The sequence below is a fragment of the Candidatus Villigracilis sp. genome (assembly GCF_057083605.1).
The window spans coordinates 1-20,095 of sequence record NZ_JBXMTI010000149.1 but is presented as its reverse complement, the minus strand read 5'-3'; the positions used below and the strand labels follow the sequence as shown (position 1 = coordinate 20,095).

Below are 20,095 nucleotides of genomic sequence, written 5' to 3'. Positions count from 1 at the left end.
GTCGCAGATTTGGCAGATTATTCAGAAAAAAATCTGCCAAATCTGCGGATAAAACCAAATGACAACTTTTTCCAACCTGCTACAACGCTCCTATTTGGAAGTCCCTGAAAAAACCAGCATCATCCTTCAGAATGCTGGTCAGGCGGATAACCCCCTCACCTATCGTCAACTGATCCTTGGCGCGGACCGCTATGGACGAACTCTCGCCCGCGAAGAAATAAGATCGGGCGAGGTCGTTTTGCTGATCCTCCAACACGGCGAAGACTTGGCTTATTCTTTTTGGGGCGCGGTCTTGCATGGCGCGATTCCCGCGATCATGCCTTTTCTCACCGAAAAGCTTTCACCCGAAAAATATCGCGCCGATCTGGCAGCCCTCATTGCGATCACAAAACCAACGGCCATCATTACATCTCCTGAATTTGAAGACGAAGCACGCGCCGCGCTCGTGCCCGGTGACTCGGTCCGAAAAGTGATTCTAACCAGCAGCATTGAAGCTGAATCGATTCCCGATTTCAATTCATTGCATGGAATGAAAGCCTCGCCCGAAGACATTGTCCTTTTGCAGCATTCATCGGGCACAACAGGGCTGCAAAAGGGAGTGGCGCTTTCGCATCGCGCGGTGCTCAATCAACTTGAAACCTACAGCAAAGCTATTCAACTAAATCCTGAAAAGGATGTCATCGTTTCGTGGCTTCCGCTTTACCACGACATGGGGTTGATCGCCTGCTTCCTCATGCCCGTGCTCATGCGCATCACTTTGGTCGAACTATCACCCTTCGATTGGGTGCGCGCGCCTTACCGCTTGATGCAATCCGTTTCGCAGTACAAAGGCACGCTCACATGGCTGCCAAATTTCGCATTCAACTTTTGCGCAAACAAAATTCGTGAGCGCAATCTCGAGGGCGTGGATCTTTCCTCGTGGCGCGCGATCATCAATTGTTCCGAGCCCGTGCACGTGGAAAGCCATAATCTATTTTTGGAAAAATTTTCAGCTTACGGACTTCACCCACAGGCATTGCAGACCTGCTACGCGATGGCGGAAAATGTTTTCGGTGTGGCACAAAGCCCATTGGATCAGTCACCAGTTGTGGATGAGATCGACCGTGAAGCCTTCATGACTCAACGCCTCGCGACTCCGCCGATGGATGGTCGCCCGGCGATGAAGATGATGTCCTCCGGGCATGCCCTCGCCAACACGAAAATCCGCATCGTAGATGAATCCTTCAACGACCTGCCTGAGCGCAGGGTCGGTGAGATCGCCGTGCAAAGCGATTGCATGTTGACCGAATATTACAACCGCGCCGATACGACCACAGCCGCTATCAAAAATGGCTGGTATCTAACGGGTGATTATGGCTATGTTGCGAATGGAGAGTTATATGTTTCGGGGCGCAAAAAGGATATGATCATCGTCGGCGGCAAAAATATTTATCCGCAGGATTTGGAATCGTTGGCAAGTGAAGTACCGGGCGTGCATCCGGGGCGCACCGTCGCATTCGGTTTATATGATGAAGAGGCGGGCACGGAGGAAGTCGTCATCATCGCCGAGGCTGATAGCAAAGATCCCAGTGAACAGGATGCGATTGCCAATGCCATCCGTTTGCATGTGACCAAAAGCTCGGCCATTGCACTGCGCCATGTGAAGGTGGTGGATGATAAGTGGATCATCAAAACCTCCAGCGGCAAGACGGCCAGATTGGCCAATAAAGAGAAGTTCATCAAGGAATTAAGCTTTTAGGTAGCTGTATAAGAACAGAATGGACGCTGATATACGCAGAAAACGCTGATTGTTTTCTTTTGAATCGGTGAAATCAGCGTGTATCAGCGTCCCAATTAAGTTTGGGGACAAACATGTTTTCGTAGTATATTTTCCACCTTCAGAGGAAAAGAATCTTTTATGGCATTGGTCAGTTTACAGGATGTGAGCCTGGGTTTTGGCGGGCCGCGATTGTTTGACGGCATCAACCTGCAGATCGAGCAGGGCGAGTGGGTCGGTCTGCTGGGGCGTAACGGCATGGGCAAATCCACTTTGCTCAAACTGGTCAACGGCGATATTTTGCCGCAGAGCGGAACGGTATCCCGTCAGCAGAATTTGCGGGTGGCATATTTGCCGCAGGAAGTTCCCGCGGATGTTACTGGAAAAGTTTTTGACATCGTAGCAAGCGGACTCGACTCGCCTCTGCCAAAAGCGGATGAACATCATTGGAAAGGGCAGCTTCAGGTGGAGCAGGTCATCTCGCGTATGCAATTGGATGCGGATGCGCGCTTCGAGACTCTTTCTGCGGGGATGAAGCGCCGCGTCATGCTCGCCCGAGGCCTGGTACGTGACCCTGAACTTTTGCTGCTCGACGAGCCAACCAACCACCTTGATATTGCCTCTATAGATTGGCTTGAGGGATTCCTCAAACGCTGGGGCGGCACCTTGTTATTCGTCACACATGACCGCGTCTTTCTGCAAAAGCTGACCACACGTATTGTTGAATTAGATCGGGGACGCCTCTTCGATTGGAATTGCAGTTACACAACTTTCCTTGAACGCAAAGAAGCCATGCTCACAGCCGAAGCGGAGCAAAACGTGCTCTTCGATAAAAAACTGGCGCAGGAGGAAGTTTGGATCCGCAAAGGAATTGAAGCGCGGCGCACACGTAATGAAGGTCGAGTACGTGCGCTCAAACGCCTGCGCGAACAACGGCTTGAAAGGCGCGAGCGTCCGGGCAAAGTCCGTATGCAGATTCAGGCAGAGAAACGCTCGGGCAAATTGGTGATCGAAGCCGAGAATGTGAATTATTCAATCGGAGATCAAACCATCGTCAGCGATTTCACCTGCACCATTCAACGAGGTGACAAGATCGGAATCATTGGCCCAAACGGTTCTGGCAAAACGACTTTGCTGCGTTTGCTGCTGGGTGAGCTGACTCCTCAAAGCGGAACGGTAGAATACGGCACAAATCTTGAGATCGCCTATTTCGATCAATTGCGCGCACAGTTGGATGAGAGTAAATCGGTATTGGATAACGTCGGGCAGGGCAGTGACAACGTCACCATCAATGGCAGGTCACGCAACCTGAATGTTTATCTTGAGGATTTCCTTTTTTCCAAAGACCGAGTCAATGCGCCAATCAGTGCCCTATCCGGTGGCGAACGGAATCGTTTGTTATTGGCGCGTCTGTTTGCCCAGCCTGCAAATCTGCTCGTGATGGATGAACCCACCAACGACCTGGATGTTGAGACTTTGGAAATTCTCGAAGACTTATTGCTCGAATATGACGGTACACTTTTATTGGTCAGCCATGACCGCGCTTTTTTGAATAACATCGTCACCAGCACACTCGCGTTGGATGGAAGTGGGAAAGTCACCGAGACAGTTGGCGGATACGATGATTGGGCACGTCAGAATGAATCAGCGAAGCCAGAGTCTAAGTCGCGCAAACCAGTTATCGGTCAAGAAAGTGAAGCGCGCTCTTCATCAGATAAAAAACTTAGCTATAAAGAACAGCGCGCATTCGAATCGCAGAAGCGGGAATTATCCGAATTACCAGGACGGATCGAAAAACTGGAAGCCGACGTGCACGCGTTGACGGCAGAGATGGCGACCCCGGCATTTTATCAACAAGACAGCGCCGAGATCGCGCGAGTGGTAAATCAATTAAAAGAGATGCAGGAGGAATTAGCGCGGGCGTATCACAGGTGGGAAGAGTTGGAAAAGTTGTAGATTTTAAAAGGATGGTAAAAATGCAATACACAAAAGATGAACTCAGGGAACTACTTAATCAACCGAAACCGCTGCAACTGGCAGGCCTGGATTTGAGCAAAGCCGATCTCAACGGAATAGATCTGAGCAAGGCAGACTTGAGCGGCGCTAATCTCAGTGCTGCTTACCTGGACGACGCGAGGCTGCGCTATGCGGATTTGAGCAAGGCTAATTTAGAGGGAGCCAACCTGAGCAGGGCAAATTTTCACGGCGCTATCCTGTTGGAAGCCAACTTGAGTGATGCCATCCTGAGCGGCGCAGACTTGAGCGGCGCGAACCTCAACAACGCAAACCTGATCTATGCCAACCTGACCGAAGCCAACCTAAATGGAACAGTCTTGACTGGCGCTGCATATAATTCACGCACACAATGGCCTGCTGGGTTTGACCCCGTGGCGGCTGGGGCGATACACGTTGCGTGAAATAGTTTTGCTTGAGAAATAAAGCGCATGAGATTCGAACCAGGACAGTCTTATCCGCTAATCAGCCCCTCGCACAACAAGCTTTATGCGCGCCCAATCATCGCCCTGACATAAACGTCTGGGCTATACCTACAAAATCGGCTAAAGCCGATTAGTCCGCTTTAGCGGGCTTTGTATGACTAGCACGGGGGTTTATCCCCGTGCGGTGACCATCCCTTAAACGAAACATCCAAAGCTAATTGCTTCGGATGTTTTTCAATTTACAATTTCAACTATACAATAATCGTTACAAATTCGACTTTATAGCTCTCTCCGTTTTCAAGGCGATCCGCAACTACACGTAATGCTAATGCCTGCGCATGAGCCATCGCATCATCTGGGTCTTTTCCATAGGCCATTGCACCTGGCAATTCCTTCACTTCTGCCAGCCAGCGGCCGTCTTCTTCCTGTTCATATTCGACGGTAAAAGTCATTTTAGGCCACCTTTCGTTGAAGTGATTATACCCTTCACTATGCTCTCATATTCTGTCGATTCCGCCATTGACTATCCACCTCACGCGGACATGGCTAATTATTAATCAAGCCATCGCGAAAATGTGATACTTACTCGTCAATAAACTTTTTCACTGCCTTCTTCACAAATTCTGGAAGAGGCGATGAATTTTCTTCTGCCTGTTGTTTCAGCTCTTCGTAAACCTGAATTTCATCTTCTTCCCAAACAATATCTGCCCTTCGAATTTCACGCAGGGCAATATGAACATAATTTTCAGGATTTGCCCAATAGCATTTCAAACAGACACTTGGCAATTTCTCAACCAATTCATTTTGGCAGTGTTCACAAGACCATGACTTCGCTCGATTGCATGAACCACATAACAGCATGAAATTTTCGGGGTTTAATATACCTTCTATCTCGCCAATAACTTCATAGGGCACACAATGATCAATTTGCAAGTAGCGCGACTCAAATATTCCAGCGCAAATTGCGCATTTGCCGTTTTGTTTTTCATAAAGAACGTCTTTGAATTGTTTTGGGAAAGTTTGTCTGCCTTGTAATCTGCCCATGCGGACTTGAGTCACATCACCAAAGCGATAAGCCGCAATTGAACGTCCATCTGTATGTTTGACGCGAAAGGTTTCTAATGGAATTCCAAATTCGCGTACATCTCGCGCAGCTCTCGGCGGATGGTTATAACCATATTTCTTTTCCAGTTCTTCTGTGGTTACAAATCCGTGCGCAAGGATATGCTCAATAACAATACGAGCGCGTTTATTCGTGATTTTCTTAAGCAGTTGCTTTATTTCTTTATGCTGCTTTGATGTTTTGGCCATTAAGTATCCCTGCGAATTTAGAATTCAAAAAGAGCGGGCTGGCGAGTTCTCTTCTTTTCGAGAATATGGATTGGTTCAATTCCCAGTTGTTCAACCAGGTTTTTGGATAGGTAAACGGACTCAATAGTGACATCATCCCTGCCAAGCAAAGTTGCTTGCGTAGAACGTCCCGCATCTATTTCAAGACGATACATATCAAGTTCTTCTGGCAAGCTTTGGCCATAGGATTTTTTGCCTGTCCGCCCATCATAACTGAGAATAAAAGGCACGTTTCGTTTATTAAGTTTTTTCAATTCCCGCATGAATTCATCGAAATCAATTCCGCTGAAATAACGTGGGTCACCAGTAGCGCACACACCCTGATACGGCGGATCCATGTAAACAAGATCGGTTGGTTTGGCAAGCGCAAGTATTTCTTTGTAATCCTGATTGGTTACAGTTGTTTTTCCAGATAAAAGTTTTGAAACAAACAAAATATCATCCGTCATTTTTTGCGGATCGCGCCCCAAACGGCGATTATCAGGGCTTTGGTTGAAATCACCATTCGCGTTATATCGCACAGATGCTTTCACACAACGCGCCAATAAATAGAGCAAGTAATCAGGGCGTTTCGTTTTATTGAATTCATCGCGCACAAAATCGTAATATTTTCTTTCATTCCCCTGCTGTTTCAACCAGAGATGTTTGTATTGCTCAGAAATTTTCTTCGGGTGGTTAATGATTTCATCCCATAGGGCAATCAACGGTTTATTTACATCATTGATATGAAAATGAGATGCCTTCTTGTGAAAAGCAGTTGCAATTGAAATTGCTGCTGAGCCTGCAAAAGGCTCAAACAAAACATCAACATCCTGCGGCAAAAATGGCAGAATATATTTCGCAAGATTTCGCTTGCTTCCTTGATAGGGTAGAGGATGTGGTATTTTCACAGCAATTTCCTTTATGAGTATTTCAATTCAATTATACAGCACGTCAAAACCTCAACTCCTTAATATTTCTCCGCCTCACCCTTTTCCCCGTCCGCTTCCAAAACATAATCCCATTTGCATGATTTTATAAGCAGTGGCATTGGCTTACGCAGCCTTATTACCAGCATACCTCTTCATGATAAACTCGGCAACTAACGGCACAACGATGTTAATTGATGAATTACTCACAACCCTCTTCGATGGACGGTCCCACCTGCTTGCTGAACCCATGGCAACGTGGTTAGCCTCCTCACGTCGGTTCACTGCCTTCGTCAATACCCATCACACCAAAATTCGCAAGAAACTCCGTACGGCGCAGGAAACAGAAGTGCTGCGCGATCTTCAACTTGAACTGGAGACAGCCTACCTGCTGCTGCGAGAGAAATCCCTGAGCGTGGCGTATGAACCTCAGCATCCTCAACTTGGGCGCAGTCCTGATTTCGCGGTCACCTTTACCACCAGCCTTGTGTTTATGGTCGAGGTCACGCGGCTGAGGGGAGTCCCATTGTTAGGTGATCGTTTCACTGATATGCTGTGCGATAAGTTGGGGCAATTACTTCCGCAACGCGGTAATCTTCTGCTTGTAGGTGTTGAAACTCCGCACCTGAGTCACCAAGACATCAACGCCATAATGCTCCGCATCCAGCAGCGTGCGGAAAGTAATGACTCAACTATAGTGCAACGATATGGGTTTCGCGACCGCACCGAATTCTTCCGTCAATACCATCGATTAAGTGCAATACTATTGCGTGACATACATCTGCAAGATGGTGAACCCGTGGTCATGTGGTTCAATCCGCAGGCGAAATATCCACTGCCTGGCAAGGTGATGACGGCGCTTGCACGAAGTCACACACTTTAAAATGTTGTTGGACGCTGGTCAGGTCCCTTAAGGGGATAAACCAGCGTCCAACAATTCCTCTCATACTTTTTCATGATGAATCCAGAACACGATAACATCCCCACTTTGCACATCATAATATTTAACCTAAGTTACCATCGCGCCAAATTGTGTCACCCCGAGCGATAGCGACACATGCACCGCGTTGCGGATGCAGTGCGGTGAGGGTCTCTAGCATAACGAACGAGACCCTTCGATCGCGAAAAACGCTCCCTCAGGGAGACACGTTGTACTTTTTATGACAAGGTAGTAACTTGGATTATTTAGTGTCAGCGAGGCTGATACTCCTTATAAGTGAATTTATGAAAGGAAGACTGCAAAGATCGAGATAATGGCAAGTTGAGCCAGAGGATAATAACTGGCTTTGTCAAATAGCCTGGCAGCCAGCCGACCTTCCTGTAGTTTATAGAGTTGAAAGCCTGGTTGCAATAGCAGGAAGTATCCCGCCAGCGTAGTGGCGATCAGATAGGGCAGACCAAGAGTCAGCGGGGAAATGAGCGGCAAAAACAGGCTGGCAATAACAGTCAGCCCAAGCGCAGCGATAACAACCATCCCCGCCTTTTGAGTTCCAAATCGAATGGGGATGGTTTTTGCCCCAACGCGTTTATCTTCAACGGTGTCGTTCCAATCGGCTGGTACATTTTGTCCACCGATCTCCCAAAAGAGTATCCAAACAAATAAGAACAACAAGAAGTAAGGTGACGGGTTGGCATCCACTACGAAAACGGCGGCGATGGGGCCGCTCATCTTGACCAGTCCGCTGACCAGCGTTCGCCAGTAAGTCACTTTGAGCAAGAGGCAGTAAATGACTTCCAAAATTGCGGCGGCAATCAGAATCAATACGATAACAGGGTTGAGCAGGTAAGAACCTAATATCGCCAGGGCAAACCAAAAGGCAAACCAAAGCAAACCGCTGCGATAACTGAGGATATTTTGAGCCAGTGGATAGCGCATGTCTGAGGCTTCCACTGAATACCCCTGGTTAATGCCGCCTTCAGCAAATTTTTCCCGGTCTACGGCGAGGCCGACAAGGTCGTTGAGGGTATAGATTGCGGTATAGGCGGCAAAGGCTGTAAAGATGGAGAGCAGAATAGTTTGCCAGTCTGGGAAATCGCCCAGCCATAATATTGCACAAAAGCCCGGTGCTGCCAGGTCCAAAATGCCGTGCATGGTTCTGGAGAGGGTAAAGAATCTTTTCATTGAATGAGTCGTCTCTGTGATGGAATGATTATTTCTTGATGAAATGCGCCATGTAGTTCACGTCTTCTTTATCTGGAGCAACTTTAAACTTGCGCGTAAAGGGATTGTACATCAGGCTGGCAAGTCTCGCAAATTCCAGGCCGTGGTTTTGCGACCAATGTTTCAATTCATGCGGGCGAATTAATTTACTGTATGTGTGCGTGCCTCTGGGCAATAGGCGCAATATATATTCGCCGCCGATGATGGCAAACAGGAACGCTTTTGGGGTGCGATTGATGGTGGAGAAAAAAGCATGGCCGCCCGGTTTGAGGGCCTGCGCACAAGCGGCGACCACCTTCTCCGGCTCCGGCACATGTTCGAGCATTTCCATACAGGTGACAATGTCGAAACTTCCCGCTTGCGTTTGGGCGATCTCTTCGGCGCTGATGTCGCGATAGTCTATCGACAACCCTTGCGACTGGGCATGTTGCCTGGCCGCTTCGATGGAGGCTTTGGATAGATCAATGCCGGTCACCCGCGCCCCGGTTTTGGCCAGTGCTTCTGAGAGAATGCCGCCGCCGCAGCCTACATCCAGGACTTTCGGAGAGTTCACGGTCACCTTTTCAGTGATGAAGCGCGTGCGCAAGGGGTTGATGACATGCAGCGTACCCATTTCACCTTGAAGGTCCCACCAGATCTGAGCCACATTGTCGAACTTGTTTATTTCTGTGTCGTCGAAATTATTAAATTCCTTCATTTTGCAATACCATTCTGTTGATTAGTGTGTGATGTGCAGATTGTATTTCATCCAGTTTGATGTCATTAACAAAAATACATTTCCCGATTCCATACGGCATTGGGACTCTTTGCAGGCCGTTGCGGTGATTGGTGCGTTCCTCCAAAGACTGCCAAAGCATACCGGAGTCGAGAACGGCGGTGTTGAGCGTGATGCCAAGGTTATCTATGAGATGGAAGATCCTGCCAGCATCCGCATTGGGCAACAGGCCGCGCTCATGGGCAATCAGCGTGGAGAGGACAATATCAAGCAGCACCGCTTCGCCATGCAGCAAGTGGGCTTCGTGTTGGGTTTCGAGCCCGTAACTAAAGGTATGCCCAAAGTCCACTTTGCGTGCCAGCTCGTCCTCATATAGATTCGGCTGCAATTCCTCCAGCATTCCTGTAATGGCACGGTCGAGAATGGAGCTACCCATCTCCTCCTGGAACTGGGTATTTACACTGTAAGTTCCGTGCTGTTCAAGCAGGGCAAACAACCCGGCATCTTTGATGACAGCCAATTTGATGATCTCAGATACACCGTTCAGGATATGACGTTTCGGCAGGGTTTTGAGGAATGATTTATCCAGCAAAACTTTTTTCGGAGGCTCGAATGACCCCAATCGGTTCTTGTTGCCATTGAAGTTAATACCGGTCTTTATGCCGATGGAAGCATCGATATATCCCATCAATGTTGTGGGGATTTTAAGGTGTGGAACACTGCGGCGATAAGTGCTGGCGACAAACCCCACTACATCGGTCAGGACGCCGCCGCCAATGGCGATGATTGGCTCATCCCTGCGGTGGATGGGAAAGGCATCCAACTCCCGCGCAATGGATAGATAACTCTCTACGGTTTTATGTTCTTCTCCGCTGGGAAACGTGACAATTTTTGCATCCACGCCGTGATCCAAAAAATAATTTTGTATTTCAGCGGAATGATGTTTTTGCACGTTGACATCCACCACCACAAAGCGGCGGGTGTTCTCAGTGTTGTTCGGAAACAATAGATCGGTGTTTTGCGGGCTAAACAGGTTGGGCGAGTTTACGATCTCATATTCGATTGCGCGTTGATGGGTCACGCGCCATGAATGGGGTTTAACTGTCATATCACTTGCCGCCAGTTGGATTTCGCATCCAGCACCCTCCTGGCAAGGTTTTGCGCCAGTTCCAGGCTGTGGTTCTTGTAATTTCCACATTGCTGAATGTTGGCATAAGGTACTTCGCTGGCCTTCAACACATCGTTCAATATGCTTTCGTAAACACCGCAAATTCTTTCAGCACCACCTTCATTAAACAGAACAAGATAAAACCCAGTTTGACATCCCATCAGCCCTATCGAAATAAAATTCTGCGGCATGTATTTCTGAAATCCTGCCAGCAGGAAGTGTTCGAATGAATGCATTTCAGTCGAAGACAGGAAACTTACATTGGGTGGGTTGATGCGCAAGTCCACTGCATAGACCACATCGCCTGTAAGCCCTTTTGTAAACGAGCGCAATTTAACGTGCGGCGCTTTCAGCAGTCTATGATCAAGTTCACCAACGGTATCTGGGACCCAACCCAGTTGTTCGACATTAACCATTAAATTACTCCTTTCGTACCTATATTTTCCTTATCAATAAAGTGAATCAAACAAATTGAGACAAATGCCTGAAACTATCATCCAGAGCTTTTTGCCATGATTGAACATGGTGATATAACTCCACGGAGGCATACCCGGAAAAGCCGTTATCGGTCAGCGCCTTGAAGCTGGCGGCAAAATCGAGCGTCCCCTCCCCCGGGATTTCATGGAAATGAACGATGCCAGTCAAGGTATTGGCCACCATTTTATCCATGAACGATTTGCCATCCTCGTTTTTCGTGCCTCGCAAATACGCAATGATCGGTTTTGCCCTCTCCAATACATCGAAACTCAGCCCAGGGACGGAAATTAGATAGGTAAAGATCTCATTGTCAAATGGCGTCAGGCCGGCATACAAACGGTTGTAATCCACATATGCTGCCTCTTTTTGGATGTTGACTTTGTCTAAAATCTTCCCTATTCGTTTTTGTTGCTGAGAAGGGATGAGGTCATCATAAAAATACATAGGGTGGTCACGGTCTACCAGCAGATACTCGGCAGATTCGGGAAAGTAGATCAAATAATTGGCAAAGTTCAGGTCGAGGGCCAGATCCTCCGCCATTTTGACAATTTTCAGGTTGTAGCCTTGTTGCGCATCGGACACATGTAGGTAACGGGTGCGGGAAGCGGCTTTTCCCAGTGCGGCAATATAATCCTGCTCGGAACAATACATGTGACACATATCAAGATGCAGGCGAAAACGCGGGGAATCGACTTCATCCACCAGGCTCATGCCCTGCTCAGTGGTTTCGATAAACATACCGGGTTCAGGTTCGATAAGCAGGGTAATGTCTTCATCGCTCCGAAGTTCCTTCAGACATTGATGGATGCTATCCACAAGCAGCTCGCGCGGATTAACCGAGGGGGTCATCACATGTTCATCGCGAATGAAGCCGCTGCCAAAAGTGACGAGCGAAACATCCAACTTACGTGCGACGTCAATGCCGCGTTTGACCAGATTGATACGGCGCTTCCTCCCGGCCAAGTCAGGGCTCATCAGAGACGGTTCGTGCGGCCTGGATGGCGTAAAGAAATGCGAAGCAGTGGCAATGCAACCGGCTTTCACCCGCGCGGTTTGGAGCTTACGTTTGACGTCGGCAATGTCTGCGTCAGTAATATTGAACGGATTGAACTGGTCACGGTGAAAAGAAAGCTCGATACCGGGGTAACCCGCCTTATCCACAACGTCAATGGCATCCAAAAAGCTCATGCTGGTTAAGCCAAAGGTGCTGTAACTTAGTTTTAACATGCTTGCTTCTCCAAAAGGAATCTATCGCTTGTCTCATAATTAAGTAAACTTTTTGATGGAAATTGTGAGCAAATATCACAACCCTAGTTTAGCAAATTATGCGACACTGTGTAACCTTGTTGCACTGCTGTGACAACCGAATAAGCGGTTTGCAGGCGGTATTATATGCCCCATTCGCGGCTTCTGCAAAGTCCAAACGCGGTTTTTATGGCTTTCTCAAAGTTGCTTGGCGAGTCTTAATTTCCGTGGCGTATTTGGAACGCGAATTCCACAAATGAGCGAATTTTACGAATTTTCATAATCTTATTCGCGTTATTCGCCAATTAGCCCATTCGCATTAAAAGATTTTGACTTTGAGAATGCCGTGCAGCTTTATCGAATACTGGAAGCTGCTGCAACTGTCGCGCTAATCCAGCGGAGAAAACTCCTAAAAAGTATATGATTCAACGCATCATACCGCTTACCTGGAAATGCTCACGCCGCCGAGGACGGTGCAAGGAGCAATTTATGAGGTGGATTGGAACTATTGACCTTGTCCGCCAAACTTGCTGGTGAAGATGTCTTAGTGTGGGCAATGATCGGAGTACGACCAACAACCTTTGCATTTTTCAGGAGCAAAGACTAGGGGTAAATTGAAATCAATCGCGGCATATAAACAAACCTGCCGACAGATTCCGCAGTGGTCACAAAAAGTTGTATTCACAACCAGCGGACCCGTTTCCCAATAGAATTTTACGAACTCAGAGCTTCAAGGCTTATTCTGTCTAGATATGTAAAATAAACTTGACATTTTGTACGCTTTGAGTTACTATATATACATCGAAAGTTACGTAAAGTAAACATAACCATACAAAACGAGGAAAATATGTCATATCAAGAGAAAAATATCACGGTTTCTTTGGTCAGCCACCTGCTGATCGTGGTCTACTGTCTGGTCAACCTGTTTCAGATGCAGCAGGCGGGCGGACTGGTCTCGACGAAAGTCTTCAGCCTTTGGGCAATCGTCATCCTGGCAACCATCATTGTGAACATCATCGGCAGCATTCTAACCAACATTTTGCTTAGCATTGTCCATGCGATAAAAACAAGATCGGAACAGGAGGAACGTTTCATCGAAGACGAGCGGGATAAACTGATTGGACTGAAAGGCAGCAAAGTTTCCTACATTGCGTTTTCGATTGGGGTGTTGATTGCTATGCTGAGCTTTGCCTTTGGTCAGCCGCCGCTTGTGATGTTCAGCCTGCTCATTCTCTCATCCATCCTTGCCGAAATCATCGGGGATGTTTCGCAGCTATATCTCTATCGAAAGGGGTTCTAGGATGGATAAATACAAGGTGCGAAATAATGTTCGGAAATTAAGGTTTCACCACGACGAAATGACCCAGGAACAACTGGCAGAAAAGGTCGGTGTGACGCGGCAGACCATCATTGCCATCGAAGGCGGGAAATACGCCCCCTCCCTCGAACTGGCTTTCAAGATTGCCCTCGTTTTCGGAGTACCGCTGCAAGATGTATTTTCTTATGAACCTGAAGGAGATGAAAAATGAGTCACGACAGAAAGACCGCCATCAGTGTGGGCGTGTTGTATATCATTGGGACGGCTGCAGGCATACTCAGCGTTGTTTTTTTAGGAAACACCTTAAGCGATTCCAATTACCTTATCAAAGTTTCTGAAAATCAAAATCAAATCGTAACAGCATCCCTCCTTGTGCTGACTATGGGTTTTTCGCTTGCCATGATGTCTGTTGTGTTATTTCCAATCCTAAAAAAACAGAATGAAGCCCTGGCTCTTGGGATTGTTCTTTTCAGGGGAGCGCTTGAGGCTGTTCTCTACATTGCCATGGTAATCTGCTGGTTATTACTATTAACATCAAGTCAGGAATATGTAAAAGCAGGAATCCCAGATGCCTCCCATTTTCAAACTTTAGGCGCTGTATTGCTAAAAGTCACCGACCAGATCGATTCGATATTGAGAATCGTTTTCAGCCTGGGCGCTCTGATGATCTATTATTTATTCTATCAATCAAAACTCCTTCCTCGATGGATATCGGCTTGGGGCCTCATTGGAGCCATATTGTATTTAGCTTCAGGTTTGTTCGCCATGTTCGGCGTGGGTCTTGGCATCTTAATGGCTCCACTGGCTTTGCAGGAAATGGTCATGGCGATATGGCTGATCGTCAAGGGGTTCAATCCGTCCGCTGTAAACGCGACGGCATAAAATTGGAGGATTACGTTATGAAAGCAATTGTATTTACTGAATACGGAACACCCGATGTATTGAAAATCAAAGGGGTGGCAAAACCCAGCCCGAAGGACAATGAAATCCTGGTCAAGGTTCATGCAACGCCAGTCAATTACGGCGACCTGACGGCTCGGAATTTTGCCAATCTCTCTTCGCGCGAATTCAACATGCCTGCGCCGCTGTATCTCCCTGCGCGCATGTCGTTTGGGTGGAACAAACCCAAAGTCCAGATTCTCGGAAGCGAACTGGCTGGGGAAGTCGAAGCGGTCGGCAAGGATGTGACGAAATTCAAAGCTGGCAACCAGGTCTTTGCATACCTCGGAATGAACATGGGAGCCAATAGCGAATATGTGTGCATCCCCGAGTCTGGGGCTGTGGCGCTCAAACCCGTCAACCTGAGTTATGAAGAGGCTGCTACCCTCCCCTACGGGGCGATCATGGCGAAGAGTCTGCTTGGGAAGGCAAATATCCAGCGCGGACAAAAAGTCCTCATCAACGGCGCTTCGGGCGGAATCGGCTCAATGGCAGTCCAACTCGCCAAACATTTCGGCGCAGAAGTGACTGGTGTCTGCGGCACGCCGAGATTGGAATTCGTGAAATCCCTCGGCGCGGACAAGGTCATTGACTACACCAAAGAGGACTTTACCCAAAACGGCGAGACCTACGACCTGATCTTTGACATCCTCGGCAGGAGTTCGTTTTCAAAGATTAAGTGCTCGCTCAAGCCGAACGGAATTTACCTTTTAGCCAGTTTCAAGATGAGGGCGCTTTTGCAAATGTTGTGGACTTCGCTCACGAACAGCAAGCAGAAAGTCATTTGCGCCTTTGCAAACGAGACAGCCGAAAGTCTTGTTTTCGTCAAAGGGCTTGTGGAGGCGGAGAAGGTAAAAGCAGTTATTGATAGATGCTATCCATTGGAACAGACTGCCGAGGCGCACAGGTACGTGGAGGAAGGTCACAAGCAGGGGAATGTTATTATCACGATTTGCGAGTGAAACATGAAATCGGAAAAGATGTGGAATAAGTTGGCAAAGAATTGGGATACGCCAGGCGTGAGTCTTGGAGAAAACGATCTCAGAATTATCGAAAGGGCGAAGAAATACCTTGATGCCAGCAGTGTCGTCCTGGATTATGGATGCGCGACAGGGTCAATCGCCATCGAAGTGGCGGGCATGGCTAAAGAAGTCCGCGGGATTGACATCTCCTCAAATATGATCGAGATTGCCAGAAGAAAAGCGGATGAACATAAAGTAAAAAATATGGCTTTCACGAAAGCGGCAATATCTGATGAAAGCCTGAAGGAAGGAACATTTGACGTAATCCTGTCTCTGAGCATATTGCATTTGGTGGAAGATTCCGCGCAGGTGATGGGCAGAATCAATCAGTTGTTGAAACCAGGAGGCTTTTTTATCTCTGCGACACCCTGCTTGGGAGAGAAGACATTTGTCAGCACCCTTCTAAATATTCCCATATTCCTTTTATCCAAAATGGGACTCCTTCCGCTTATTCATTTTTTCAGCGCCTCCAGCTTGGCGGCATCTATTGCAAATGGAAATTTCCAAATCATTGAAAATGAAAGTTTATCTGTTCATCCGATAACTGAGTGTTTCATTGTTGCCAGGAAGACATAGCAAGCGAAAAATCATATCAGTAGAGGCAGCGTAGAGTTTCAAGACCTCCGAGTTCTTACATCGTCCCCGTAGGGGGAAGAACTCGGAGGTCTTTTTTACAACATCCCCTTCAAACGTTGTCCCGTGTACGACTCTTTCACCTTCCCCACGTTTTCGAGGATGCTGGAGTTCATAAATTCTCCGAATCAGTGTAGCCCATTGTATATCCCGGTGGGAAAGCGGACGTTTTGGAAAAGCAACAGTCAACTGCATAGATATGAAGGGTGTAACGGCGATAATATTACCTTGACAGACATAGTAATATGTTGTATATTGTACCTATGGACGAGTCAACAACCCCCAACAAGATTTCCTCAGACCTGCTCAGAGGTCATACCGATACGATTATCCTGAAGCTACTATTGAGCGGCGATAAATATGGATATGAAATATCGAAGTTAATCCACTCAAACTCCTCGGGCGAATATGAACTTAAGGAAGCCACCATGTACTCAAGCCTGAAGCGGCTGGAGGCTGATGGCTGTATCACCTCCTATTGGGGCGATGAGACCCAGGGTGGCAGAAGACGGTATTACCAGATCACCGTCCGAGGTAAAAAGATCTATTCTGAAAATAAAGATAACTGGGAGTACGCAAAGCGCGTACTCGATAATTTATTATAAGGAGAATGATGTTATGAACGAGAAAATCAACCAATATTTGAACGGTGTCTTTGCGCCTTATGATGGAGTAAAAAGTGTCGCCGAACTGAAGGCTGACCTGCTCTCCGATTTACAGGAGCGCTTCCGTGAACTCAAAGCTGAAGGCAAGGACGATGAAACGGCCTTTCAGATGACCATTGACAGCATTGGCGACATCGAAGAAACGGTGCAGGAGGTCGCCAACCTCTCCCGCTCGCTGGAGCGACAAGTGCTGACAAACTTCAGCGCGAGCAACCTGCCAGAGAGTGATTTTGCGGGCGTGACCGCGCAAAAAGGGAAATTTGATGCCAGCGCGCTGCACGGCTCCAACTTTGCGGGTGCAGACTTGACTGGCAGCACATTTAATGCCAGCGATGTGCGCAAAGTCAATTTTGCAGGAGCGGACTTAACCGGTAGCTCGTTTAAGGTCAGCGATGTGGCCGACGCTAATTTTGACGGAACAAATCTCACAGACTGCAATTTTTACTCTGTTGATCTGACGGGTGCAAGCTTCAAAAAGACCATTCTCATGCGTACCGAATTCAACACGTCAGAGTTAACCGGGGCAAAATTCACCGATGTAAAACTGGTCGACGTAAAGCTGACGACGATGGACCTTACAAAGACGGTCTTTGAGAACTGTACCTTCAGCGGTGTGGACTTTAAGCTCTGTGATATGCGAGGGCTACGCCTTGATGGGCAGACCTTTATTGGTGTCAAGTTTGACGGGGCATCGCTGAACGAAGTTTCGTTTAAGGGTGCGACATTTAAAAATGTATCCTTCCTTGCGACATTTACCTGGTCTACCTGGTCCAAGAAACACCTCCGTGCCCTCAAAACCATTAACTTTGACGGCGCGATGATGGATAAATTGACCTATGCTACGCTCAAAGGTTGGGAAGTCGATTTGTCAAAAGTTACTGTTATATAGGAGTGAAGAATATGCAAAAGCAGACAATCCAAGTGAATCAGGCCAATTCGACTTGGACCGGCACGGTGTCAGTGGGCGATACGGCTCTGGCCGTCACCGACACGGGCGGTCCCGGGGTCCCCGTGGTCTATCTCAACGGCCACATGGCCTCTCAGCGGAACTGGCAGCGAGTCATCGCCGAACTGGGGCCGGGCTGGCGGCACATCACCTACGATATGCGGGCCCGCGGCAAGTCGAAGCCTTCGGCGGACTATTCGTTCGAGACGAACGTCCGGGATGTTGATGCCGTCCTCGCGGCCAGAGGTGTGGAGCAGGCGCTGGTGGTGGGTTGGTCCTACGGGGCGTTCGTCGCGGCCCACTGGGCCAGTCGCAATCCCGACCGCACCGTCGGCGCGGTTCTGGTCGAGGGCGCGCAACCTTCCGACTGGATCGACGAAATTGATATCGAGGGGATGCGGAAGCTGTGGCGGCGGCTGAGCTGGCTCATGGTGCTGCTGCGTCCGACGGGATTGACCCCGCGGATGACCGCCGAACAGATGGCGAACAGCAACATCGAGGTCGGCATGATCGCGCGCGAGCGTGAGCTGGGCCCCGTGCTGGACAACATCACCGTCCCGACCCGATATGTGAACGCTTCCGGGTCGGAGCTGGGAAGGGAACGCGTACGCGCCAGCCTCGAGCAGGTGGTCGAACGCAACCCGAACATCAAGATCTACGCGAAGGTCCCCAGCAAGCACGACAACATCCTGCGCAAGGACTTCCGCGCCGTCGCCAACGCCGTACGCGAGGTCGCCGCCCTCAAAGGCGTGGATGCTGATTTATCAAAGGTCACTATTATCTAATGGCTTTTTGGGGGCTAAGCCCCCGAAAGAGCAGGAAAAAACATTACTGTTATATAAGGAGTAAAGAATATGCTAAACAATTCAATTCAAGTGCAAGGGCTGCAAAAGTCCTATAAGGAACTTCATGTTCTCAAGGGCGTGGATTTCGAGGTGAAGAAGGGCAGTATCTTCGCCTTGCTCGGCTCCAACGGCGCGGGCAAGACAACGATTGTCAAGATCCTCACCACACTGCTTAAACAGGATGACGGAACTGCCGCCGTCAACAACTTCGACGTTGTGGCAAAACCCGACGATGTGCGTCAGTCGATCAGCCTGACCGGGCAATTCGCCGCCGTAGACGAGATTTTGACTGGTCGGGAAAATCTGGTCATGATTGCCAGGCTGCGGCATCTCAAAGATGCGAGTCAAATCGCAGATGATCTGCTGAATCGCTTCGGCCTGACCGATGCTGCCGACCGCAGAGTCTCCACCTATTCGGGCGGTATGCGCCGCAGGCTCGACATCGCCATGAGCCTGATCGGAAAACCACAGGTCATTTTCCTCGACGAACCAACCAACGGGCTTGACCCCGAGGCGCGCATCGAGGTTTGGAAGACTGTCAAAGAGCTCGCCAATAATGGCACGACCGTACTTCTGACTACGCAGTATTTGGAGGAAGCCGAACAGCTCGCCGACAGGATTGCCATTCTGCATGAAGGGAAAATTATCGCGAACGGCACACTCGCAGACCTGAAAAAACTGTTTCCGCCCGCAAAAGTGGAATATATTGAAAAACAGCCGAGCCTGGAGGAAATATTTCTCGCAATCATCGGCAAGAAGGAGAAGAAATAATGGAAATGTCAAACAAACACTATTTCAGCGATATGGGCATTATGCTTGGACGTTCCATGCGCCATATTCTGCGCAGCATGGACACCATTATCACGGTCACCATCACTCCGATCGCGATGATGCTGCTGTTCGTTTATGTGCTCGGCGGTGCGATTCAAACCGGCACGGATAACTATGTGAACTACCTGTTGCCCGGCATCCTGTTGATGGCGATTTCAAGCGGCATCGCCTATACATCTTATCGTCTGTTCATGGATATGCAAAGAGGCATCTTCGAACGATTCCACTCCATGCCGATTGCGCGTTCGGCCCCGCTGTGGGGGCATGTGCTAACCTCACTGGTATCCAATGCGATTTCGGTCCTCGTGATCATTCTCGTAGCGCTCATGATGGGCTTCCGCTCGTCGGCGGGGGTATTGCCATGGCTTGCTGTAGCAGGCATACTGGCACTGTTTACACTGGCCCTGACGTGGATCGCGGTGATTGCCGGACTGTCTGCAACATCGGTGGACGGCGCAGGCGCCTTTGCCTACCCGCTTATCTTCCTGCCGTTTATCAGCTCGGCCTTCGTGCCGACCGAGTCAATGCCGCCAGTAGTTCGCGCCTTTGCAGAAAACCAGCCTGTGACCTCGATCGTGGATGCCATCCGCGCACTGCTGTCAGGCCAGCCGGTCGGTAATGACATCTGGATCGCGCTCGCGTGGTGCGTCGGGATTATGCTCGTGGCTTATGTCTTTG

At 48.8% G+C, this 20,095-nt stretch carries 22 protein-coding genes; 14 read left to right on the top strand and 8 right to left on the bottom strand.

The genetic code is table 11. The annotated features are described in order from the left end of the window. Positions 1 to 58: 58 nt before the first annotated feature. From AC14M5_RS21855 to AC14M5_RS21845, 3 genes are all read left to right on the top strand, one after another. The gene (locus AC14M5_RS21855) at positions 59 to 1,738 is read left to right on the top strand and encodes an AMP-binding protein (RefSeq protein WP_484031839.1); all 1,680 of its coding nucleotides are present in this window, start codon (positions 59 to 61) and stop codon (positions 1,736 to 1,738) included. A gap of 159 nt (positions 1,739 to 1,897) precedes the next feature. After that, positions 1,898 to 3,712, top strand: coding sequence for an ATP-binding cassette domain-containing protein (locus AC14M5_RS21850; RefSeq protein ID WP_484031838.1), 1,815 nt, complete (start codon positions 1,898 to 1,900; stop codon positions 3,710 to 3,712). Between the two features lie 20 nt (positions 3,713 to 3,732). Then, a complete protein-coding gene (locus tag AC14M5_RS21845; protein ID WP_484031837.1) occupies positions 3,733 to 4,173 on the top strand; it encodes a pentapeptide repeat-containing protein in 441 nt (146 codons plus the stop codon). 272 nt (positions 4,174 to 4,445) lie between these two features. On the opposite strand, the gene AC14M5_RS21840 is transcribed toward AC14M5_RS21845, so the two are convergent. The 3 genes from AC14M5_RS21840 to AC14M5_RS21830 form a co-directional block, all read right to left on the bottom strand. Further along, positions 4,446 to 4,646: a type II toxin-antitoxin system HicB family antitoxin gene (locus tag AC14M5_RS21840; protein WP_484031836.1), complete on the bottom strand. Its 201-nt coding sequence runs from the start codon at positions 4,644 to 4,646 to the stop codon at positions 4,446 to 4,448. A 130-nt stretch (positions 4,647 to 4,776) separates the two neighbouring features. After that, positions 4,777 to 5,505, bottom strand: a complete 729-nt coding sequence (locus tag AC14M5_RS21835; RefSeq protein WP_484031835.1) for an HNH endonuclease — start codon at positions 5,503 to 5,505, stop codon at positions 4,777 to 4,779. 17 nt (positions 5,506 to 5,522) lie between these two features. After that, complete coding sequence (locus AC14M5_RS21830) at positions 5,523 to 6,434, bottom strand: DNA adenine methylase (RefSeq protein WP_484031834.1); 912 nt, start codon at positions 6,432 to 6,434, stop codon at positions 5,523 to 5,525. Between the two features lie 175 nt (positions 6,435 to 6,609). Between AC14M5_RS21830 and AC14M5_RS21825 the strand changes: the two genes are divergently transcribed. Then, entirely contained in the window at positions 6,610 to 7,335 is a 726-nt protein-coding gene (locus tag AC14M5_RS21825; RefSeq protein WP_484031833.1) for a hypothetical protein, read from the top strand. Positions 7,336 to 7,674: 339 nt separating this feature from the next. Here AC14M5_RS21825 and AC14M5_RS21820 read toward each other — a convergent pair whose 3' ends face one another. Genes AC14M5_RS21820 through AC14M5_RS21800 form a run of 5 tightly spaced genes read right to left on the bottom strand, consistent with a single transcriptional unit; the run spans position 7,675 to position 12,200 of the window. Further along, positions 7,675 to 8,574, bottom strand: a complete 900-nt coding sequence (locus AC14M5_RS21820) for a UbiA family prenyltransferase (RefSeq protein ID WP_484031832.1) — start codon at positions 8,572 to 8,574, stop codon at positions 7,675 to 7,677. 28 nt (positions 8,575 to 8,602) lie between these two features. Continuing rightward, positions 8,603 to 9,310 (bottom strand): bifunctional 2-polyprenyl-6-hydroxyphenol methylase/3-demethylubiquinol 3-O-methyltransferase UbiG, encoded by a 708-nt coding sequence (ubiG, locus tag AC14M5_RS21815; RefSeq protein ID WP_484031831.1) that lies wholly within the window; start codon positions 9,308 to 9,310, stop codon positions 8,603 to 8,605. After that, complete coding sequence (locus tag AC14M5_RS21810; protein ID WP_484031830.1) at positions 9,297 to 10,436, bottom strand: sedoheptulose 7-phosphate cyclase; 1,140 nt, start codon at positions 10,434 to 10,436, stop codon at positions 9,297 to 9,299. The genes ubiG and AC14M5_RS21810 overlap by 14 nt, the downstream gene beginning before the upstream one ends. Beyond that, positions 10,433 to 10,912 carry an S-ribosylhomocysteine lyase gene (locus AC14M5_RS21805; RefSeq protein WP_484031829.1) on the bottom strand — a complete coding sequence of 160 codons (480 nt, stop codon included), beginning with the start codon at positions 10,910 to 10,912 and terminating at the stop codon, positions 10,433 to 10,435. The genes AC14M5_RS21810 and AC14M5_RS21805 overlap by 4 nt, the downstream gene beginning before the upstream one ends. Positions 10,913 to 10,958: 46 nt before the next feature. After that, a complete protein-coding gene (locus AC14M5_RS21800) occupies positions 10,959 to 12,200 on the bottom strand; it encodes a sugar phosphate isomerase/epimerase family protein (protein WP_484031828.1) in 1,242 nt (413 codons plus the stop codon). Between the two features lie 865 nt (positions 12,201 to 13,065). On the opposite strand from AC14M5_RS21800, the gene AC14M5_RS21795 reads away from it, so the two are divergent. From AC14M5_RS21795 to AC14M5_RS21750, 10 genes are all read left to right on the top strand, one after another. After that, positions 13,066 to 13,518 carry a hypothetical protein gene (locus AC14M5_RS21795; protein WP_484031827.1) on the top strand — a complete coding sequence of 151 codons (453 nt, stop codon included), beginning with the start codon at positions 13,066 to 13,068 and terminating at the stop codon, positions 13,516 to 13,518. Position 13,519: 1 nt separating this feature from the next. Continuing rightward, positions 13,520 to 13,747, top strand: a complete 228-nt coding sequence (locus AC14M5_RS21790; protein ID WP_484031826.1) for a helix-turn-helix transcriptional regulator — start codon at positions 13,520 to 13,522, stop codon at positions 13,745 to 13,747. Next, a complete protein-coding gene (locus AC14M5_RS21785; RefSeq protein WP_484031825.1) occupies positions 13,744 to 14,418 on the top strand; it encodes a DUF4386 domain-containing protein in 675 nt (224 codons plus the stop codon). The genes AC14M5_RS21790 and AC14M5_RS21785 overlap by 4 nt, the downstream gene beginning before the upstream one ends. Positions 14,419 to 14,435: 17 nt before the next feature. Further along, positions 14,436 to 15,437: an NAD(P)-dependent alcohol dehydrogenase gene (locus tag AC14M5_RS21780; RefSeq protein ID WP_484031852.1), complete on the top strand. Its 1,002-nt coding sequence runs from the start codon at positions 14,436 to 14,438 to the stop codon at positions 15,435 to 15,437. A gap of 3 nt (positions 15,438 to 15,440) precedes the next feature. Continuing rightward, entirely contained in the window at positions 15,441 to 16,073 is a 633-nt protein-coding gene (locus AC14M5_RS21775) for a class I SAM-dependent methyltransferase (protein ID WP_484031824.1), read from the top strand. Between the two features lie 320 nt (positions 16,074 to 16,393). After that, the gene (locus tag AC14M5_RS21770; protein WP_484031823.1) at positions 16,394 to 16,735 is read left to right on the top strand and encodes a PadR family transcriptional regulator; all 342 of its coding nucleotides are present in this window, start codon (positions 16,394 to 16,396) and stop codon (positions 16,733 to 16,735) included. 13 nt (positions 16,736 to 16,748) lie between these two features. Continuing rightward, a complete protein-coding gene (locus AC14M5_RS21765) occupies positions 16,749 to 17,684 on the top strand; it encodes a pentapeptide repeat-containing protein (RefSeq protein ID WP_484031822.1) in 936 nt (311 codons plus the stop codon). Positions 17,685 to 17,695: 11 nt separating this feature from the next. Next, positions 17,696 to 18,526 carry an alpha/beta fold hydrolase gene (locus tag AC14M5_RS21760; RefSeq protein ID WP_484031821.1) on the top strand — a complete coding sequence of 277 codons (831 nt, stop codon included), beginning with the start codon at positions 17,696 to 17,698 and terminating at the stop codon, positions 18,524 to 18,526. Positions 18,527 to 18,595: 69 nt separating this feature from the next. Further along, positions 18,596 to 19,357, top strand: coding sequence for an ABC transporter ATP-binding protein (locus AC14M5_RS21755; RefSeq protein WP_484031820.1), 762 nt, complete (start codon positions 18,596 to 18,598; stop codon positions 19,355 to 19,357). Continuing rightward, positions 19,357 to 20,095, top strand: a 739-nt coding sequence (locus tag AC14M5_RS21750; protein WP_484031819.1) for an ABC transporter permease, incomplete at its 3' end; no start/stop codon positions are given. The genes AC14M5_RS21755 and AC14M5_RS21750, both read left to right, overlap by 1 nt.